General features: G+C 67.2%; 14 protein-coding genes. 5 read left to right on the plus strand and 9 right to left on the minus strand.

Annotation, left to right across the window (positions count from 1 at the left end):
- Window positions 1–59 precede the first annotated feature (59 nt).
- Window positions 60–1103 carry a type IV pilus twitching motility protein PilT gene (locus tag C8C99_RS16970; RefSeq protein ID WP_056641897.1) on the minus strand — a complete coding sequence of 348 codons (1044 nt, stop codon included), beginning with the start codon at window positions 1101–1103 and terminating at the stop codon, window positions 60–62.
- A 37-nt stretch (window positions 1104–1140) separates the two neighbouring features.
- On the opposite strand from C8C99_RS16970, the gene C8C99_RS16975 reads away from it, so the two are divergent.
- Entirely contained in the window at window positions 1141–1860 is a 720-nt protein-coding gene (locus C8C99_RS16975; protein ID WP_108626372.1) for a YggS family pyridoxal phosphate-dependent enzyme, read from the plus strand.
- 13 nt (window positions 1861–1873) lie between these two features.
- Here C8C99_RS16975 and ltaE read toward each other — a convergent pair whose 3' ends face one another.
- The 3 genes from ltaE to C8C99_RS16990 all read right to left on the minus strand — a co-directional run bounded on the left by ltaE (window position 1874) and on the right by C8C99_RS16990 (window position 4999).
- The gene (gene ltaE / locus C8C99_RS16980) at window positions 1874–2938 is read right to left on the minus strand and encodes a low-specificity L-threonine aldolase (RefSeq protein ID WP_056641908.1); all 1065 of its coding nucleotides are present in this window, start codon (window positions 2936–2938) and stop codon (window positions 1874–1876) included.
- A 109-nt stretch (window positions 2939–3047) separates the two neighbouring features.
- Window positions 3048–4295, minus strand: coding sequence for a branched-chain amino acid ABC transporter substrate-binding protein (locus tag C8C99_RS16985; RefSeq protein WP_108626373.1), 1248 nt, complete (start codon window positions 4293–4295; stop codon window positions 3048–3050).
- Window positions 4296–4348: 53 nt separating this feature from the next.
- The gene (locus tag C8C99_RS16990) at window positions 4349–4999 is read right to left on the minus strand and encodes a TetR/AcrR family transcriptional regulator (RefSeq protein WP_056641917.1); all 651 of its coding nucleotides are present in this window, start codon (window positions 4997–4999) and stop codon (window positions 4349–4351) included.
- 144 nt (window positions 5000–5143) lie between these two features.
- Here C8C99_RS16990 and C8C99_RS16995 point away from each other — a divergent pair, with 144 nt between their 5' ends.
- From C8C99_RS16995 to C8C99_RS17010, 4 genes are all read left to right on the plus strand, one after another.
- Entirely contained in the window at window positions 5144–6754 is a 1611-nt protein-coding gene (locus tag C8C99_RS16995; RefSeq protein WP_108626374.1) for an AMP-binding protein, read from the plus strand.
- A gap of 87 nt (window positions 6755–6841) precedes the next feature.
- The gene (locus C8C99_RS17000; RefSeq protein WP_108627215.1) at window positions 6842–10114 is read left to right on the plus strand and encodes a carboxyl transferase domain-containing protein; all 3273 of its coding nucleotides are present in this window, start codon (window positions 6842–6844) and stop codon (window positions 10112–10114) included.
- Between the two features lie 208 nt (window positions 10115–10322).
- The gene (locus C8C99_RS17005; protein WP_108626375.1) at window positions 10323–11462 is read left to right on the plus strand and encodes an aminotransferase class V-fold PLP-dependent enzyme; all 1140 of its coding nucleotides are present in this window, start codon (window positions 10323–10325) and stop codon (window positions 11460–11462) included.
- 33 nt (window positions 11463–11495) lie between these two features.
- Complete coding sequence (locus C8C99_RS17010; protein WP_108626376.1) at window positions 11496–12791, plus strand: DUF445 domain-containing protein; 1296 nt, start codon at window positions 11496–11498, stop codon at window positions 12789–12791.
- A 60-nt stretch (window positions 12792–12851) separates the two neighbouring features.
- Here the strand turns inward: C8C99_RS17010 and C8C99_RS17015 are convergent, their stop codons facing one another.
- The 5 genes from C8C99_RS17015 to purU all read right to left on the minus strand — a co-directional run bounded on the left by C8C99_RS17015 (window position 12852) and on the right by purU (window position 17429).
- The gene (locus tag C8C99_RS17015; protein WP_060984769.1) at window positions 12852–13577 is read right to left on the minus strand and encodes an LrgB family protein; all 726 of its coding nucleotides are present in this window, start codon (window positions 13575–13577) and stop codon (window positions 12852–12854) included.
- The gene (locus tag C8C99_RS17020) at window positions 13561–13920 is read right to left on the minus strand and encodes a CidA/LrgA family protein (RefSeq protein ID WP_060984770.1); all 360 of its coding nucleotides are present in this window, start codon (window positions 13918–13920) and stop codon (window positions 13561–13563) included. The genes C8C99_RS17015 and C8C99_RS17020 overlap by 17 nt, the downstream gene beginning before the upstream one ends.
- 5 nt (window positions 13921–13925) lie before the next feature.
- A complete protein-coding gene (locus C8C99_RS17025; protein WP_108626377.1) occupies window positions 13926–15425 on the minus strand; it encodes an FAD-linked oxidase C-terminal domain-containing protein in 1500 nt (499 codons plus the stop codon).
- Window positions 15426–15665: 240 nt separating this feature from the next.
- A complete protein-coding gene (locus C8C99_RS17030; RefSeq protein WP_056641939.1) occupies window positions 15666–16571 on the minus strand; it encodes a LysR substrate-binding domain-containing protein in 906 nt (301 codons plus the stop codon).
- A gap of 9 nt (window positions 16572–16580) precedes the next feature.
- On the minus strand, window positions 16581–17429 hold the full coding sequence (gene purU / locus C8C99_RS17035; protein ID WP_108626378.1) for a formyltetrahydrofolate deformylase: 849 nt from the start codon (window positions 17427–17429) through the stop codon (window positions 16581–16583).
- Between the last annotated feature and the right edge of the window lie 16 nt (window positions 17430–17445).

Below are 17445 nucleotides of genomic sequence, written 5' to 3' on the forward strand. Positions count from 1 at the left end.
CCGGTATGCGGCGCCCGCGGGGGCCGCAAAGTCGTTCATGGGTGTGTGCTGTCGGGGGCTCAGCCGGGGAAGTTCTCGGGGATCTTGGCCTTGCTGCGTGCTTCGGCCGGGCTGATGATGTTGCGGCGCACCAGATCCGTGAGGTTCTGGTCGAGCGTCTGCATGCCCACGCTGTTGCTGGTCTGGATGGTGGAATACATCTGCGCCACCTTGGCCTCGCGGATCAGGTTGCGGATGGCGCTGGTGCCCAGCATGATCTCGTGCGCTGCCACGCGGCCCGATCCGTCCTTGGTCTTGCACAGCGTCTGCGAGATCACGGCTTGCAGCGATTCGGACAACATCGCGCGGACCATTTCCTTTTCTTCGGCCGGGAACACGTCGATGATCCGGTCAATGGTCTTGGCGGCGCTGGAGGTGTGCAGCGTGCCGAACACCAAGTGGCCCGTTTCAGCAGCCGTCATGGCCAGGCGAATGGTTTCCAGGTCGCGCATTTCGCCCACCAGGATGGCGTCCGGGTCCTCACGCAGTGCGGACTTCAGGGCTGCCGCGAACGACAGCGTCATCGGGCCGACTTCACGCTGGTTGATCAGGCACTTCTTGGACTCGTGCACGAATTCGATCGGGTCTTCCACCGTGAGGATGTGGCCGTATTCGGACTCGTTGAGGAAGTTGACCATGGCGGCCAGCGTGGTGGACTTGCCCGAGCCCGTGGGGCCGGTCACCAGCACCAGGCCGCGTGGTTTGAGCGCCAGATCGCCGAAGATCTTGGGGGCGTTCAGCTGCTCCAGCGTCAGGATCTTGCTCGGAATCGTCCGGAACACGGCGGCTGCGCCACGGTTCTGGTTGAAGGCGTTGACGCGGAAACGGGCCAGGCCTTCGATCTCGAACGAAAAGTCCACCTCCAGGAACTCTTCATACGTCTTGCGCTGCGCGTCACTCATGATGTCGTACACCATGGCGTGCACCGTCTTGTGGTCCAGCGCATCGACGTTGATGCGCCGCACGTCGCCGTGGACCCGGATCATGGGCGGCAGACCGGCGGAAAGGTGCAGGTCGGAGGCCTTGTTCTTCACGCTGAACGCGAGCAATTGGGTAATGTCCACGGAGTCCCTCTATCGTTTGGTACGCTTGCCAAACATTATGACCACGATTGCTAACAACCTCCAACAGGTTATGGGCAGGATTGCCCGGGCATGCCAGGCCGCCGGGCGCGACCCGGCCCAGGTGGGCCTGCTGGCCGTTTCCAAGACCTTTGGCGCCGATGCGGTGCTGGAGGCGGCGGCCGCAGGCCAGCGTGCCTTTGGCGAGAACTACATCCAGGAGGGCGTGGACAAGATTGCCGCCGTGCGCACTGCCTTGCCTGATGTGGCGCTGCAGTGGCACTGCATTGGCCCCATTCAGAGCAACAAGACCCGCCTGGTGGCCGAGCACTTTGACTGGGTCCACACGGTGGACCGGCTCAAGATCGCCGAGCGCCTGTCGGCCCAGCGGCCCGATCACCTGCCGCCCCTGCAGGTGTGCATCCAGGTCAACATCGACGGGGGGCCCACCAAGTCCGGCGTGGCCCCGGCCGAGGCCCTGGAGCTGGTGCGCGCTGTCGCAAAACTGCCACGGCTTGCCGTGCGGGGGCTCATGAGCATCCCGGACCATGCTCCTGAATTGGAAGCGCAACTGGCAATACACACTAGCGCCAGAAGGCTTTTTGACCAGATATTGGCCGCGGAAGAGCCCCGCCTGGGGCAGTTTGACACCCTGTCCCTGGGCATGACGGCCGATCTGGAAGCCGCCATCCAGGCGGGCAGCACCCTGGTGCGCGTGGGCACCGGCATCTTCGGCGGGCGGACTTACCCCGCCGCCTGACGCCGGGAGTGCATCAGCCCGCGAAGCGCGCCACGCAGTCCAGCGCTGCCGTCACATCCGCCTCTCTCACATCCAGGTGCGTCACCCAGCGCAGCCGCATGGCGCCGCCATACAGGCTACTGGTCACGCGCACGCCATGCTGCGCCAGCCAGGCGGTGAATGCGGGCGCCACCTCTGCATGCAGGTCGGTGAACAGGATGTTGGTCTGCCATGGCAGCACTGTGATGCGGCCTTGCAGCGCGGGGTGGCTGCGGTTGGCTTCGGCCAGGCCTTGGGCCAGCCGGTCCAGGCGGGCGTGGTCTTCGGCAAGACGCCGCACATGGTGCTGCAGCGCGTAGTGGCCGGCGGCCGCCAGCACACCCGCCTGCCGCATGCCACCGCCCAAAATCTTGCGGGTGCGGCGGGCCTGCCGGATGAAGTCGCGCGAGCCCAGCACCAGCGAGCCCACGGGCGCGCCCAGGCCCTTGCTCAGGCACAGCGATGCGGAATCAAAGTGGCTGCACAGCGCGCGCGCCTCGTCGTACACATCGGTGCCGTTGCGCGCGGCATTGGCCGTGGCCGCGTTGAACATGCGTGCGCCGTCCAGGTGCATGGCCAGCCCCCGGCTGCGCGCCAGTTGCGCCACCTCGGCGATGTAGGCGGGCGGCAGCACCTGACCACCGGTGGTGTTTTCCAGCACCACCAGGCGGGTGCGCGCAAAGTGCGGGTCGTCCGGCTTGATGGCGGCGGCGATGTCGGTCAGGCGCAAGGTGCCGTCGGGCTGGGTCTCGACCGGCTGGGGCTGGATGGAGCCCAGCACCGCCATGCCGCCCGCCTCCCAGCGGTAGGTGTGCCAGCTCTGGCCCACGATGGCCTCGTCGCCGCGCTGGCAGTGGCCCCATAGCGCGATCAGGTTGGTCTGCGTGCCGGAGGGGGCGAACAACGCGGCCTCAAAACCCAGCAGCTCGGCCGCATGGTCCTGCAGTGCATTCACCGAAGGGTCGTCGGCAAACACATCGTCGCCCAGCGGGGCCTTGAACATGGCCTCGCGCATGGCGGGCGTGGGCTGGGTGACGGTGTCGCTGCGAAAGTCGGGCATGGGCGCGGTCCTTGTGGGGCGGGTCAATGAATGCGATGACCGGCCATGGTAGCGGCGGCCCATGGCAGCTGCTGCCGTGGGGTCTACCGCGCGCTGATGCGCCGTGGTGTCAGGGCCGCGCCATCTTGCAGTCCGTGCCCTGCGCCAGCTCATTGCCGGTGTAGGCCGCATCGGTGCGGAAGCCGTAGTTCGTGCCCTCCCAGCCCACCTTCACGGCCTTGCCGTCCACCGGCGCGATGGTGTTGACCACCTGCGGCAACAGCAGCTGGTGGTCTTCGCCGCGCATGCGCACGGGGCCCACCACCGATTCCAGCGTCAGGTCTTCCAGCGCGCGCGCCACCTTCACCGGGTCGGTGGACTGGGCCTTGTTGATGGCGGCCGCCAGGAAGCGGGGCGTCATCTCGATGCGCGGCGCGAGAAAGTCCTTGCCCGTCTTGGCCTTGTAGGTTTTGGCCAGCGCGTCCACCTTGGGGGTGTCGGCCTGGCCGGGGTGCCACTCGGCCACCCAGGTCAGCTGGCCCTGCTTGGCCTGCGACACCGCCAGCACCGTGCCCGGGATGGAGCCCGCGCTGTGGTTGAAGTAGCGCAGGTTGTAGCCCGCGTCACCCGCGGCCTTGAGCAGCAGCGTCATGTCCTGACCCCAGTTGCCGGTGATGACCGAGTCGGCCTCCGTGCTCTTGACCTTGGCGAGGTAGGGCGCGAAGTCTTTCACGCGGCCGATGGGGTGCAGCGCCTCGCCCACAAACTGGATATCGGGTCGCGCCAGGCCCACCATCTCGCGGCCGTAGTGCGCCCACTGTTTGCCGTGCGCGTAGTCCTGGTTCAGCAGGTACGCCTTCTTGATGTCCGGCTGCTTCTTGATGTAGTTGGCAATGGCCTTCATCTTCATGGCCGTGTTGGCCTCGAACTGGAAGTGCCAGAAATTGCACGCCTTGCCCGTCAGCTCGGGGTCGATCGAGGAGTGATTCAGCACCAGGATCTCCTTGCCCGGGTTGCGCTGGTTGTGGCGCGCCGCCGCCTGCACCAGCGCCGTGACCACGGACGAACCCGAGCCGCCCGTCACGATGGCCTTGGCCCCTTGGTCAATGGCGGCCTGCAACGCGCTCTGGCTCTCCTGCGCCGAGAGCTTGCTGTCGAATTGCAGCAACTGCAGCTTGGTGCCCTTGAGCACGCCGCCCTTGGCATTGATGTCCTCGATGGCGTACTGCGTGTGCGTGAGCATCAGCTCCCCCACGTTGGCAAACGGGCCCGACAGCGGGTCGATGTAGGCGACCTTGAAGGTCTCCTGCGCGCTGGCGGCCGCGCCGATGAGTAGCGCCGCCGCAGCGGCCAGGGGGGTGAGGAACACGGTTTTCATGGGTTTTGTCTCCGGTGGTTGTAGTGCTGGATGTAGGGGCGCTGCGGTGCGCGTCAGGCTGGGTTGCGCTTGCGGGTGCGCCGTAGCCCCAGCACGCGCCAGGCCAGCTGCGCCAGCTCCTGCGCCACCTCGTCTTGCGACAGGCGGCCGTCAGGGCGGTACCAGTTGTAGAGAAAGCCGGGCAGGCTGCAGGCAGCCAGCGCGGTGATCTTGGTGTCGTTGAACTCGAACATGCCGTCCTCGCGGCCTTGTTCCAGCAATGCGCACAGCCGGTCGTAGAAGTGGTTCGCCAGATCCTTCTGCGCCGCCAGGTACTCGGGCCGGTACACCTGCGGCTCGCGGTACGGGAAGAAGGCCGAGGGGTGGTGCTCCAGCGTGGCGCGGATCAGCCGCTCGATGCCCTCCGTCACCTTCACATGCGCAGGCCGGTCATCGTCCGCCGCAAAGTCCATCGCAGTGAAACACGCCACAGCAGGCGCCCAGGACAGCGTCTCGAAGATCTCCTGCTTGTTACGAAAGTAGTAGTACACAAAGGGCTTGGTCACGCCCAGCTGCTGCACGATCTGCTCGATGGTGGTGTTGGCGTAACCCTGCGCATCGAACAGCGCCTCGGCTGCGCGCAGGATGCGTTCGCGCTTCTCGTCGGACCCGGCCGTGGCGGCCTTCTGGCGGCCGCTGGCCTGCACGGGGGGCTGCTGGTTCATCGGTGTCCTTTGCGCGACGATAGATTTATACCCATGGGTAGCATTGTTCTACCGAGCGGTATATATTGGCAAGACGCTGGCGGGTGCGAGCACCTAGCAAAAACCCCAAGAACCAGCGATTCCAGACACCTCGGAGACAACGCCATGCCTTCTGCCACACCGCAGCTGCCGCTGCACGAACACCTGCGCCGCTACGCGGGCGAAACGCCCGACCGCACCGCCTACCTCTGGTACGGCCAGCCCATCACCTGGGCGCAGCTCGACACGGCCAGCGATGCCTTCGCCGCGCGCCTGCAGGCGCTGGGGGTGGCCAAGGGCGAGCCCGTGGCCCTGTTCATGAACAACTGCCCCCAGTACGTGATGGCGCACTACGGTATCCAGAAGATCGGCGCCATCGTCTGCCCCTGCGGGCCGCTGAACAAGGAGCACGAGCTGGAATACCAGCTCACCGACCTGCAGGCGCGCGTGATCGTCGCGGCCGACGTGCTGCTGCCCGTGGTAGACAAGGTGCGCGCCAAGACGGCGCTGCAGCATGTGTTTGTGGTGCGCTATGCCGAGCTGTTGCCAGACGGCGCACCCAGCATCGACGTGCCCGCCGAGCTGCTGAACATGCGCACCGCCATGGGCCCGGTGCCTGCGGGCTGCGAAGACTTCCTGGCCGCCACCCGCACCGGCGCGCGGCCTGCGCCCGTGGCGCTGGCGATGGACGACGTCTCGCTCATGACCTACACCTCGGGCACCACCGGCCTGCCCAAGGGCGCGATGTTGAGCTACGGCAACGCCACCTTCAAGACCGCCGCGTCGGCCGACTGCAATGGCATGACACCGCACGAAACGCTGCTGGCAGTGGCCCCGCTGTACCACATCGCCGGCATGGTGATGGGCGTGAACCTGCCCATCTACACCGGCGCCACGGCCGTGCTGCTGTACCGCTTTGACCCGCTGGGCGTGGCCCAGGCGCTGGAGCGCCACCGCGTCACCTGGTGGTACAGCATTGCGCCCATGAACGGCGCGCTCATGCAGGTGCCGGGCGTGCGCGACATGGACTGGAGCGCGCTGCGCCGCAACCCGGTCACCAGCTTTGGCATCACCTTCACCGAGCAGCTCGCCCAGCAGTGGCAGCAGTTCGCGCCGAACTGCATTGCGCACGAGGCGGCCTACGGCTTGTCTGAAACCCACACCGTGGACACCGCCATGCCGGTGGACGCGATCCGCTGGGGCACCCAGGGCAAACCCGTTCCGGGCAACACGATCCGCATCGTGGACCCCGACACCGGCGCGCCACTGGCCGCAGGCGAGGTGGGCGAGATCACCATCCACGGCCCCGGCAACTTCAAGGGCTACTGGAACAAGCCCGAGGCCACGGCCAAGACGCTGAAGGACGGCTGGGTCTACACCGGTGACATGGGCCAAATCGACGCGGACGGCTACCTCACCTTCATCGGCCGCTTCAAGGAAATGATCAAGGTCTCGGGCTACAGCGTGTTCCCCGAAGAGGTCGAGACCTTGCTCATCAAACACCCTGCCGTGGCCCAGGCCGCTGTGATCGGCGTGCCCGATGCGGAAAAGGGCGAGGTGGTGCGCGCCTTCATCGTCAAGAAGCCCGGCCAGGACGTGGATGCCGCCGCCCTGGTGGCCTGGTGCCGCGACAACATGGCGCCCTACAAGGCACCGCGCGAGGTGCGCTTCATCGACGCGCTGCCCGCCACGGGCGCGGGCAAGGTGCTGCGCCGCCTACTGCGTGATATTGCTTGATTGAGTGAAAAATCAGCCGCTGGCGCTAGATGAATATGCGCTGGTAGCTATAAAAAATAGAGCAACTGCCCCATGCCATCTTCTGTTCTGTTCACCAAAGTGCTGGTTGCCAACCGGGGCGAAATCGCACTGCGTACCGTGCGAGCCCTGCATGACCTGGGCATTGCCAGCGTGGCCGTGTATGCCGACGACGACGCCGCCAGCCCCCATGTGCAGACGGCCAGTGTGGCCGTGGCGCTGGGCGCCACCGGCCCCGCCGCCTACCTGGACGGCGCGCGCCTCATCGCCATCGCCCAGGCGCAGGGCTGTGATGCCGTGCACCCGGGCTACGGCTTCTTGAGCGAGCGGGCCGACTTCGCCCGTGCCTGCGGCGAAGCGGGGCTGCGCTTCATCGGCCCCACGCCTGCGCAACTGGCGCTGTTCGGCGACAAGGCGCAGGCCCGCGCGCTGGCGCAGCAGCAGGGCGTGCCGCTGATGCCCGGCACGCAGACGGCGGTGACGCTGCAGGAGGCGCAGGCCTTCTTTGCGCAGCACGCCCATGCCGGCATCGTGATCAAGGCTATCGGGGGCGGCGGCGGGCGCGGCATGCGCGCGGTGGCGTCGGCCGATGACTTGCCCGTTGCCCACGCGCGCTGCCGCAGCGAGGCGCAGGCCGCGTTTGGTGTGGACGGTGTGTACGTCGAGCGCCTGATGAGCAACGCCCGCCACATCGAAGTGCAGGTGCTGGGCGACGGGCGCGAGGTGATCGCCCTGGGCGAGCGCGAATGCACGCTGCAGCGGCGCTTTCAGAAAGTGGTGGAGATCGCGCCCAGCCCCTCGCTGCCGGGCGCATTGCGTGAGCGCATCACCACGGCCGCGCTGTCCATGGCGCGTGCCGTGGACTACCAGGGCCTGGGCACCTTCGAGTTTCTGGTGGACCTGGCCAGCGCCGACCTGCCTTTTGTGTTCATCGAATGCAACCCGCGCCTGCAGGTGGAGCACACCATCACCGAAGAGGTCACTGGCGTGGACCTGGTGCAGGCGCAGATCGCGCTGGCGGCGGGCCGCAGGCTGCAGGACATCGGTCTCGACCCTGCCGCACCGCCCACCGTGTTGGGCTTTGCGATTCAGTGGCGCATCAACGCCGAAACGCTGGACGCGCAGGGCAACGCCGCCCCTGGCAGTGGCACGCTGCGCCGTTTCGATCTGCCCGCAGGCCCTGGCGTGCGCGTGGACACGCACGGCGCAGCAGGCGCCACGCCATCGCCGCACTACGACACGCTGCTGGCCAAGCTCGTCGTGCACACGCGCAGCCCGCGTTTTGCCGACGCACTGCGCAGCTCGCAGCGCGTACTGGCCGAGTGCCGCATCGACGGCGTTGCCACCAACCTGGTGCTGCTGCAGGCGCTGGCTGCGCGGCAAGAAATGGAGAGCCAGCAGGTGCACACGCGCTGGCTGGAGTCTGTGCTGCCAGAGCTTCTGGTTGCTACTAAAGATATAGCCGCTAAGGCATATCCGAATAGCGCTACAGGGCAAAAAGACCCGCAGATCGCCTCTGACGCACCCGAAGGCGCCGTGCTGGCCCCCATGCCCGCCCGCCTGGTGCAGCTGAGCGTGGCCGAGGGCGATGTGGTCGCCGCAGGCGCCGAGCTGGCCGTGCTCGAAGCCATGAAGATGGAGCATGTGCTGCTGGCTCCACACTCGGGCCGCGTGGGCGCACTGCTGGCTGTGGCTGGCGGCTACGTGGTTCAGGGCCAGCCACTGCTGGTGCTGGAGGCCGTGGAAGACGCGGCCGATCTGGGATTGCAGGACCACACGGCACACGACCCCGACCACATCCGCGCCGACCTGCAACGTGTCATCGACCGCCACGCCTTCACGCTCGATGCCGCACGGCCCGAGGCCATCGCCAAGCGCCACGCTCAAGGCGGCCGCACCGCGCGCGAGAACATTGCCGACCTGTGCGACGACGGCAGCTTCATCGAATACGGCGCCCTGGCCATCGCCGCGCAGGCCCGCCGCCGCAGCAAGGAAGACCTGATTGCCAACACGCCCGCCGACGGCATGGTCACGGGCATTGGCGGCATCAACGGCGCACTGTTTGGCGACGAGAAGTCCCGCGCTGTGGTCATGTCCTACGACGCCACCGTGCTCGCGGGCACCCAGGGCGCCCGCAACCACGCCAAGACCGACCGCATGCTCGGCATCGCGCTGGCGCAGAAGCTGCCCGTGGTGCTGTTTGCCGAAGGCGGCGGCGGCCGCCCGGGCGATACCGACATGCCCATCGTGGCGGGGCTGCATGTGCACACCTTCGCCAGCTACGCCGCGCTGTCGGGCCAGGTGCCGGTCATCGGCATCGCCGCGGGGCGCTGCTTTGCGGGCAACGCCGCCCTGCTGGGCTGCAGCGACGTGATCATCGCCACGCGCGCCAGCAACATCGGCATGGGCGGCCCGGCCATGATCGAAGGCGGTGGCCTGGGCGTGTTTAAGCCCGAGCAGATCGGCCCGAGCAGCGTGCAGCACGCCAATGGCGTGATCGACGTGCTGGTCGATGACGAAGCCGGGGCGGTGCAGGCCGCGCGCCACTACCTGTCGTTCTTCCAGGGCCGCACATCGCAGTGGTCCGCGCCCGGCCAGCGCCTGCTGCGCGCCGTGGTGCCCGAGAACCGCCTGCGCGTGTACGACACCCGCATGGCGATGGCTGGCTTGGTGGACGAGGGCAGCTTGCTGCTGCTGCGCACCGGCTTCGGTGCAGGCATTCACACCGCACTCGCGCGCATCGAAGGCCGCCCCGTGGGCCTGCTGGCCAACAACCCGCAACACCTGGGTGGCGCCATCGATGCCGACGCGGCCGACAAGGGCGCGCGCTTCATGCAGCTGTGCAACGCGCATGGCCTGCCCATCGTGAGCCTGGTGGACACGCCCGGCTTCATGGTCGGTCCCGAGGTCGAGGCCACGGCCCAGGTGCGCCATGTGAGCCGCCTGTTCGTCACCGCCGCCAGCCTGCGCGTGCCGACCTTCAGCGTGGTGCTGCGCAAGGGCTATGGCCTGGGCGCCATGGGCATGACGGCCGGGGGCTTTCACGCACCCGTTTTCACCGTCGCCTGGCCCACAGGTGAGTTCGGCGCCATGGGGCTCGAAGGCGCCGTGCGCCTGGGCTTTCGCAAGGAACTGGAAGCGCTGCCCGAGGGCACCGAGCGCGACGCGCTGTTTGCCAAGCTGCTCGCCAAGTCGTACGCCAACGGTGAGGCCATGCACATGGCGGCTACGCTGGAGATCGACGCGGTGATCGACCCGGCCGACACGCGGGCCTGGCTGGCGCGGGGGCTGGCGTCGGCGCAGGTGGCGCCGCTGGGGCACCGCTTCATCGACACCTGGTAAGAGCGGCTCACAAAACTCTTCTGGCTTCGTTGCCGCGTCTTGTCGTACCGTTCGTACTGCCTGTGACGCAGCGCCTAGCCAGAACCGTTTCGCTGAGTTTTGTGAGCCGCTCTAGGTGCATGCGCAGGCCGCGCGGTGCATGCTAAGCTGGCCCGCCTAGCCCACCCCGCGCCGGGGTGGCGCCCCTGTTTGATGGAGACTTTGCACCATGCCCGGACTGCTGCCCGATATCGACCCTGATGGCCTGCTCGAATTTTCGGTGGTCTACACCGACCGCGCGCTCAACCACATGTCCAAGCGCTTTACCGGCGTGATGCAGGACATTCTGGGCACGCTCAAAGAGGTCTACCACGCCCACACCGCCGTGCTGGTGCCCGGCAGTGGCACCTTCGGCATGGAGGCTGTAGCGCGCCAGTTTGCCAACAAGGAAAAGGTGCTCATCGTGCGCAACGGCTGGTTCAGCTACCGCTGGACGCAGATCTTTGATGCCGACAAGGGCCTGGGCGGCGGCTCGGTCGTCTGCAAGGCGCGCCAGCAGGGCAGCGGCCCGCATGCCCCCTGGGCGCCGTGCCCGGCGGACGAAGTCGCAGCCACCATTCGCGCCGAAAAGCCCAAGGTCGTGTTCGCCCCGCATGTGGAAACGGCCAGCGGCATCATCCTGTCTGACGACTACCTCCGCACCCTGACGGCGGCTGCGCATGAGGTGGGCGCGCTGTTTGTGCTGGACTGTGTGGCGTCGGGCGCCATGTGGGTGGACATGCAGGCCACGGGGGTGGACGTGCTCATCAGCGCACCGCAAAAGGGCTGGAGCGGGTCGCCCTGCTGCGCCATGGTGATGCTGAGCGAACGCGCACGCCAGGCCATCGAGGGCACGACGAGCAGCAGCTTCTCGTGCGACCTCAAGAAGTGGATGCAGATCGCCGAGGGCTACGAAAAGGGCCAGCACGCGTACCACACCACCATGCCCACGGATGCATTGGTGCGCCTGCGCGACGTGATGGCAGAGACCCGCGCCTATGGCTTTGCCAAGGTGCGCGAGGAGCAGATCGAACTGGGCGCCAAGGTGCGTGCGTTGCTCGAATCGCGTGGCTTCCCCAGCGTGGCGGCCGATGGCTTCAAGGCGCCCGGTGTGGTGGTGAGCTACACCACCGACCCCGGCATCCAGAACGGCAAGAAGTTCATGGAAGTGGGCCTCCAGACCGCCGCAGGTGTGCCGCTGCAGTGCGACGAAGGTCCGGACTTCAAGACCTTCCGCATCGGCCTGTTCGGCCTGGAGAAGTGGCACAACGTGGACCGCACGGTGGGCCATCTGTCGAAGGCGCTGGACCAGATTGCGGCAGCTGCCTGACGGGTTGCCGACCAGGGCAGTGGGCTGGGCCGGATGAAGCCGGAGACTGACAGCGCAACCCTTGCCTTGCGGCGTGCCAAGCGGCAGGCGCTGGGCCTGCTGTTGCTGGTCACGGCCGTGTTCATTGCCACCAGCGTGGTGGAGCGCGGCCTGTGGCTCAACGCCGTGAAAGCCATGGCCGAGGCCGCCATGGTGGGCGCGCTGGCCGACTGGTTTGCGGTGGTGGCGTTGTTCCGCCGACCGCTCGGCCTGCCCATTCCGCACACGGCGGTCATCGCGCGCAACCAGGCGCGTATCGGCCGCAACCTGGCTACCTTTGTGCGCGAAAAGTTCCTGGACGTGCCCTCGCTCGTGTCGCTGATCCGCAGGCACGACCCGGCCGAGCGGCTGGCGCAGTGGCTTACCGCGCCCGGCAACGCCGCGCTGCTGGGGCACCAGGCCACGCGCCTGGCATCGGCTGCGCTGGAGACGGTGCAGGATGCGCAGGTGGAGCGTTTCATCCAGAAGGCCGCGCGTGCCTTGATCGGGCAGGTGGACATGTCGCGCGCCCTGGCGGCGGTGCTCGACACCCTCACGCACAACGGCCGCCACCAGGCGCTGCTGGACGATGTGCTGGCCAAGCTCATCGAACTGTTGCAGAACGAGCAGACCCGCACCTGGGTCGCACAGTCCATCGTGGCCTGGCTCAAGAAGGACCACCCGCGCACCGAGAAGTTGCTGCCCAGCGATTGGCTGGGCGACAAGGGCTCGGCCCTGCTGGCCCGCGCTCTGGAGAGCCTGATGGCCGATGTGGCCGCCAACCCGCAGCATGCGTTGCGCGCGCAGTTTGATACCGCCGTACAGCGCTTTATCGAGCGCCTGCGCAGTGACCCGGAATGGGCGCGCAAGGGCGAGGAGATCCGCACCTGGCTGCAGACCGATGCCACCGTGGGCGGCTATGTGCAGACCTTGTGGCTGGACCTGCGTGGTGCGTTGCAGCGCGATCTGGCCGACGCTGACTCCGTGCTGGCTCGGCAGGTGAGCAAGCTGGGGCTGTGGCTGGGGGAGTCTTTAGCGGGGGATGCGGTGCTCAGGCAGTCGTTCAATGACCGGCTGGAGCGTTGGGTGGAGGGGCTGGCGCCGGATGTGTCGGCGTTCATTGCGCAGCACATTGAGGATACGGTGCGGCGGTGGGATGCGGAGGAGATGACGCAGCTGATCGAGCTGAACATCGGCAAGGACCTGCAGTACATCCGCATCAATGGCACCGTGGTGGGTGGACTCATCGGGCTGCTGCTGTTCGGCGTGTCGCACGTGGGGGCCATGGGGCGGGCTTTGTGGGGCGGGTGAGAGCCGCTGAGCGCTGCGCTGCGTAGCGCAGGACGGGAGGCGATGCCCCCGCCACACCCATCATAACAGCCGGAACACCAGCGGCATCAGCACCGCCGCCAACACCACCTGCAGCCCCAGCGCCAGTCCTGCATACGCCCCGGCCTCGGCATGCACCTGCAGCGCATGCGCCGCCCCGATGCCGTGCGACGCAGTGCCCAGCGCAAAGCCTCGCAGTGCCATACCTTGCGCGTCGGTGGGCAAGCGCATCAAGCCGAACAGCCAGCGTGCAGACAGCGCCCCCACCATGCCCGTCAGCGCCGCGAACACGGCGGCCAGGGCGGGCACGCCGCCAACCTGTGCGGCGATGCCCATCGCGACCGGGGCGGTGACAGATTTTGGGGCCAGCGACATCAGCACATCACCGGGCAGGCCCAGTACCCAGCCCAGGCCCACAGCACTGGCGGCCGCCGCGCTGCCGCCCGCCAGCGAGGCCAGCACCAGCCGGCCCCAGCGTGAGCGCAGCGCCGCACGGCGCTGCCACAGGGGCCAGCCCAGTGCCACCACCGCAGGGCCCAGCAGGAAGTGGATGAACTGCGCACCCGCAAAGTACGTGGGGTAGGCCGTGCCCGTGGCCAGCATGACGCTGGCCAGAATGGCCACCGACACCATCACCGGATTGGCCCAGGGGGCGTGGCCGGAGCGCACCGACAGTGCCTGTGCCAGCACATAGACCGCCAGCGTGGCCGTCAGCCCGAACAGCGGGGCCGAGGCCAAGTACACCCACAGCTCAACGAAGTTCGCCATGGTCCTCCTTGGGCTGCAGAAGACGCAACACTTGCGCCGTCACCGCCATGCCAATCCAGGTGGACAGCACGATCACCGCCACCAGCTGCAGGCCATAGGTGCTCAGCAACGCGAGGTGGGTCATCACCCCCACGCCCACCGGCACAAACAGCAGCGACAGGTGCTGGAGCAAGAAGCCCGCCGCTGGGGCGACGGCATCCTGCACCGGCTGCCAGCGCAGCGCGAGCAAGAGCAGCACCATGCCAACCACCGGCCCAGGCACCGGGAGCTTCAAAAAGTGAGACAGTGCCTCGCCCCCCGACTGCATGAGCAGAAGAAAGGCCAGTCCTTGCAGCGCCTTCATGGCGGTCAGAAGCGCGGCAGATCGGGGTGCTTGATCTGCCCCCCGCGCACCAGCATCTTCCCGTACTCTGCACACCGGTTCAGTGTGGGGATCACCTTGCCGGGGTTCAGTAACCCCGCGGGATCAAACGCGTGCTTGAGCCCGAACATCTGCGCGTTCTCTGCCGCAGAAAACTGCACGCACATGCTGTTGAGCTTCTCCACGCCCACGCCATGCTCACCCGTCACCGTGCCGCCCATGGCCACGCTGGTTTCCAGGATGTCGGCGCCAAACAGCTCGCAGCGGTGCAGCTGGTCGGCATCGTTCGCATCGAACAGGATCAGCGGGTGCAGGTTGCCGTCGCCCGCGTGGAACACGTTGGCGCAGCGCAGCTGGTATTTCTTTTCCATCTCCTGGATGGCGAGCAGGATGTCGGCCAGGCGCTTGCGCGGGATGGTCGAGTCCATGCACATGTAGTCGGGGCTGATGCGGCCGCTGGCGGGGAAGGCGTTTTTGCGGCCACTCCAGAAGCGCAGGCGTTCGGCCTCGTCGCGGCTCACGCTGATGGCGGTGGCGCCCGCAGTGCGCAGCACCTCGCTCATGCGGCCGATTTCTTCTTCCACTTCTTCGGGGGTGCCGTCGCTCTCGCACAGCAGGATGGCCTCGGCGCTCAGGTCGTAGCCTGCATGCACAAAGTCTTCGACGGCGGCGGTCATGGGCTTGTCCATCATCTCCAGCCCGGCGGGGATGATGCCGGCGGCGATCACGGCGGCCACCGCATCGCCTGCCTTGCGTACGTCGTCAAAGCTGGCCATGATGCAGCGCGCCAGCAGGGGCTTGGGGATGAGCTTGACGGTGACCTCGGTGGTCACGGCCAGCATGCCCTCGCTGCCAATGACGGCGGCCAGCAGGTCGTAGCCGGGGGCGTCCAGCGCCTCGCTGCCAAATTCGACGGGATCGCCCTCCACCGTGAATCCCTTCACCTTGAGCACGTTGTGCACCGTGAGGCCGTATTTCAGGCAGTGCACGCCACCCGAGTTCTCGGCCACGTTGCCGCCGATGGTGCAGGCGATCTGGCTGCTGGGGTCGGGCGCGTAATACAGGCCGTAGGGCGCCGCGGCCTCGCTGATGGCCAGGTTGCGCACGCCGCACTGCACCACGGCCGTGCGGCTTTCGAGGTTGATGTCGAGGATGCGGTTGAACTTGGCCAGTGACATCGTCACGCCCAGCGCATGGGGCATGGCCCCGCCCGATAGCCCCGTGCCCGCACCGCGCGCCACCACCGGCACCTGCAGCCGGTGGCACACCTGCAGCACGGCCTGCACCTCGTCGTAGGTTTCGGGCAGGCACACCACCAGGGGGCGCTGGCGGTAGGCGGTGAGGCCGTCGCATTCATACGGCGTGGTGTCTTCGCTGTGCCAGAGCAAGGCGTGCGCGGGCACCACGCGGCTCAAGGCCTGGACCACTTCGGCCTGGCGTGCGGCGCGTTCGGACAGGGCTGCGGTGGGGTCGGCGGCAGTGTTCATGGCTGTCACTGTAGGGGATGGCTGGGTGCCCGGGCTTGAGCTTTTCTGCAGGGGATTGTGAAAAACACCGGATTGCTCACCAATTGATAGCTGCCGGCGTTTGTTGGACAAGCACTAGAGGCAAATTTTTGCCCGAACTTGGTGGAGGAGGGCGCGCCTCGGGCGAGGGCTGCGTCACCCTTCCCGGCGCAGCCGAGAGAAGGGGGAGGGCGCCAAAGGCGACTCAGGGGGATGCCTCTACTACGCCATGGTTTTGCGCAGCCATTCGGCAAACGCTGCGCACTCCCACCGGTCCATGGTGCCCGTGCGCCAGCACAGGTAGTGCGCGTGGGGGCTGGCGGTGTCGGTGGCAAACAGGCGCACCAGCGTGCCGTTCTCCAGCCAGGGGGCCCCGAGCTTGAGGCGCACCAGCGCCACGCCCATGCCGGCGGCGGCGCCGTCGCACATCAGGCCGATGTCGTTGAACTGCGAGCCCTCGCTGGGCTCGGCCCAGTCGAGGCCGGTGGCGGCAAACCAGGTGCGCCAGGGCTCCAGCGGGCTGCGCAGCAGGGGCACACCTTCAAGGTCTTCGGGGTGGTCGAACGGGCCGTGCTCGCGCACGAAGGCGGGTGAGGCCAGGGGCGTGACCACGTCGCGCGCAATCTCCGCGTGCTCGACATCGGCATAGTGGCCGGCTCCAAAGCGCACCATCAGGTCGGCGTCCTCGGCCACCACGTCCAGCAGCGGAATGGACACCTGCAGCGCCAGGTCGATTTCGGGGTAGGCCTCGGTGAACTGGCGCAGGCGCGGGATCAGGATGGCGCGCGCAAACGTAGGCGTGACGGCCAGCTTGAGCCTGCGCCGCCCGGGGGCTGCCACGGCGCCCGGAAACCGTTGCAGCGCGCCCAAGCCTTCGCGCACATGGGCGAGATAGGCGCTGCCCTCGGTGGTCAGCGAAAAATCAGCCCGACCGAACAGCTGTACGCCCAGGATCTGTTCGAGCTGCTTGACCCGGTGGCTCACGGCGCTGGGCGTCACGCACAGCTCGTCGGCGGTCTGCGTCACGCTGCGCAGGCGCGCCAAGGCCTCGAAGGTCAGCAGGCACTGGATGGGCGGGATGCGCCGCGCCGCGCTGCTGAGGAAGGACGACGGGGCTGCCGTGGCCATGGGCAGGCTTTATCTGAAGATCACGGTCTTGTGGCCGTTCAGGATCACGCGGTGCTCGCTGTGCCACTTCACGGCGCGGGCCAGCACCTGGCTTTCGGTGTCGCGGCCCCGGGCGGTGAGGTCTTCCACCGTGTCGGTGTGGTCGGCACGGGCCACGTCCTGCTCAATGATCGGACCTTCGTCCAGGTCGGCCGTCACGTAGTGGGCGGTGGCGCCGATCAGCTTCACGCCCCGGTCATGGGCCTGGTAGTAAGGCTTGGCGCCCTTGAAGCTGGGCAGGAAGCTGTGGTGAATGTTGATCGCCCGACCGGCCAATTTTTGACACAGATCAAGAGAAAGGACCTGCATGTAACGGGCCAGCACCACCAGTTCGGCCCCTTCGGCCTCGATAATCTCCAGCTGCCTGGCTTCGGCCTGGGGTTTGGTGGCGGCAGTCACCGGGATGTGGTGGAACGGCACGTTGTAGCTGGCCGCGAGCTGGTAAAAGTCGCGGTGGTTGCTGATGATGGCGCGGATGTCGATGGGCAGCAGGCCACTCTTGCAGCGGAACAGCAGGTCGTTCAGGCAATGGCCTTCCTTGCTGACCAGGAGCACGGTTTTCATCGGCGCTGCTGTGGCGTGCAGGCGCCAATGCATCTTGTTGGGCTCGGCAAACGCGGCCAGGCGGGTCTTGAGCGTTGCATGGTCATGCTGATCGCAGGCAAACTGCACACGCATGAAGAAGAGGCCGGTATCGTGGTCGTTGTACTGTGCTGCTTCTTCGATGTTGCCGCCGTGCTCCAGCAAAAAGCCCGAGACGGCGTGCACCAGCCCCAGGCGGTCGGGGCAGGACAGGGTAAGGATGTAGGCGTTGGTCATAGCTGTGCAATTGTCG

It is taken from the genome of Acidovorax sp. 107 (assembly GCF_003058055.1).
GTDB lineage: Bacteria > Pseudomonadota > Gammaproteobacteria > Burkholderiales > Burkholderiaceae_C > Acidovorax.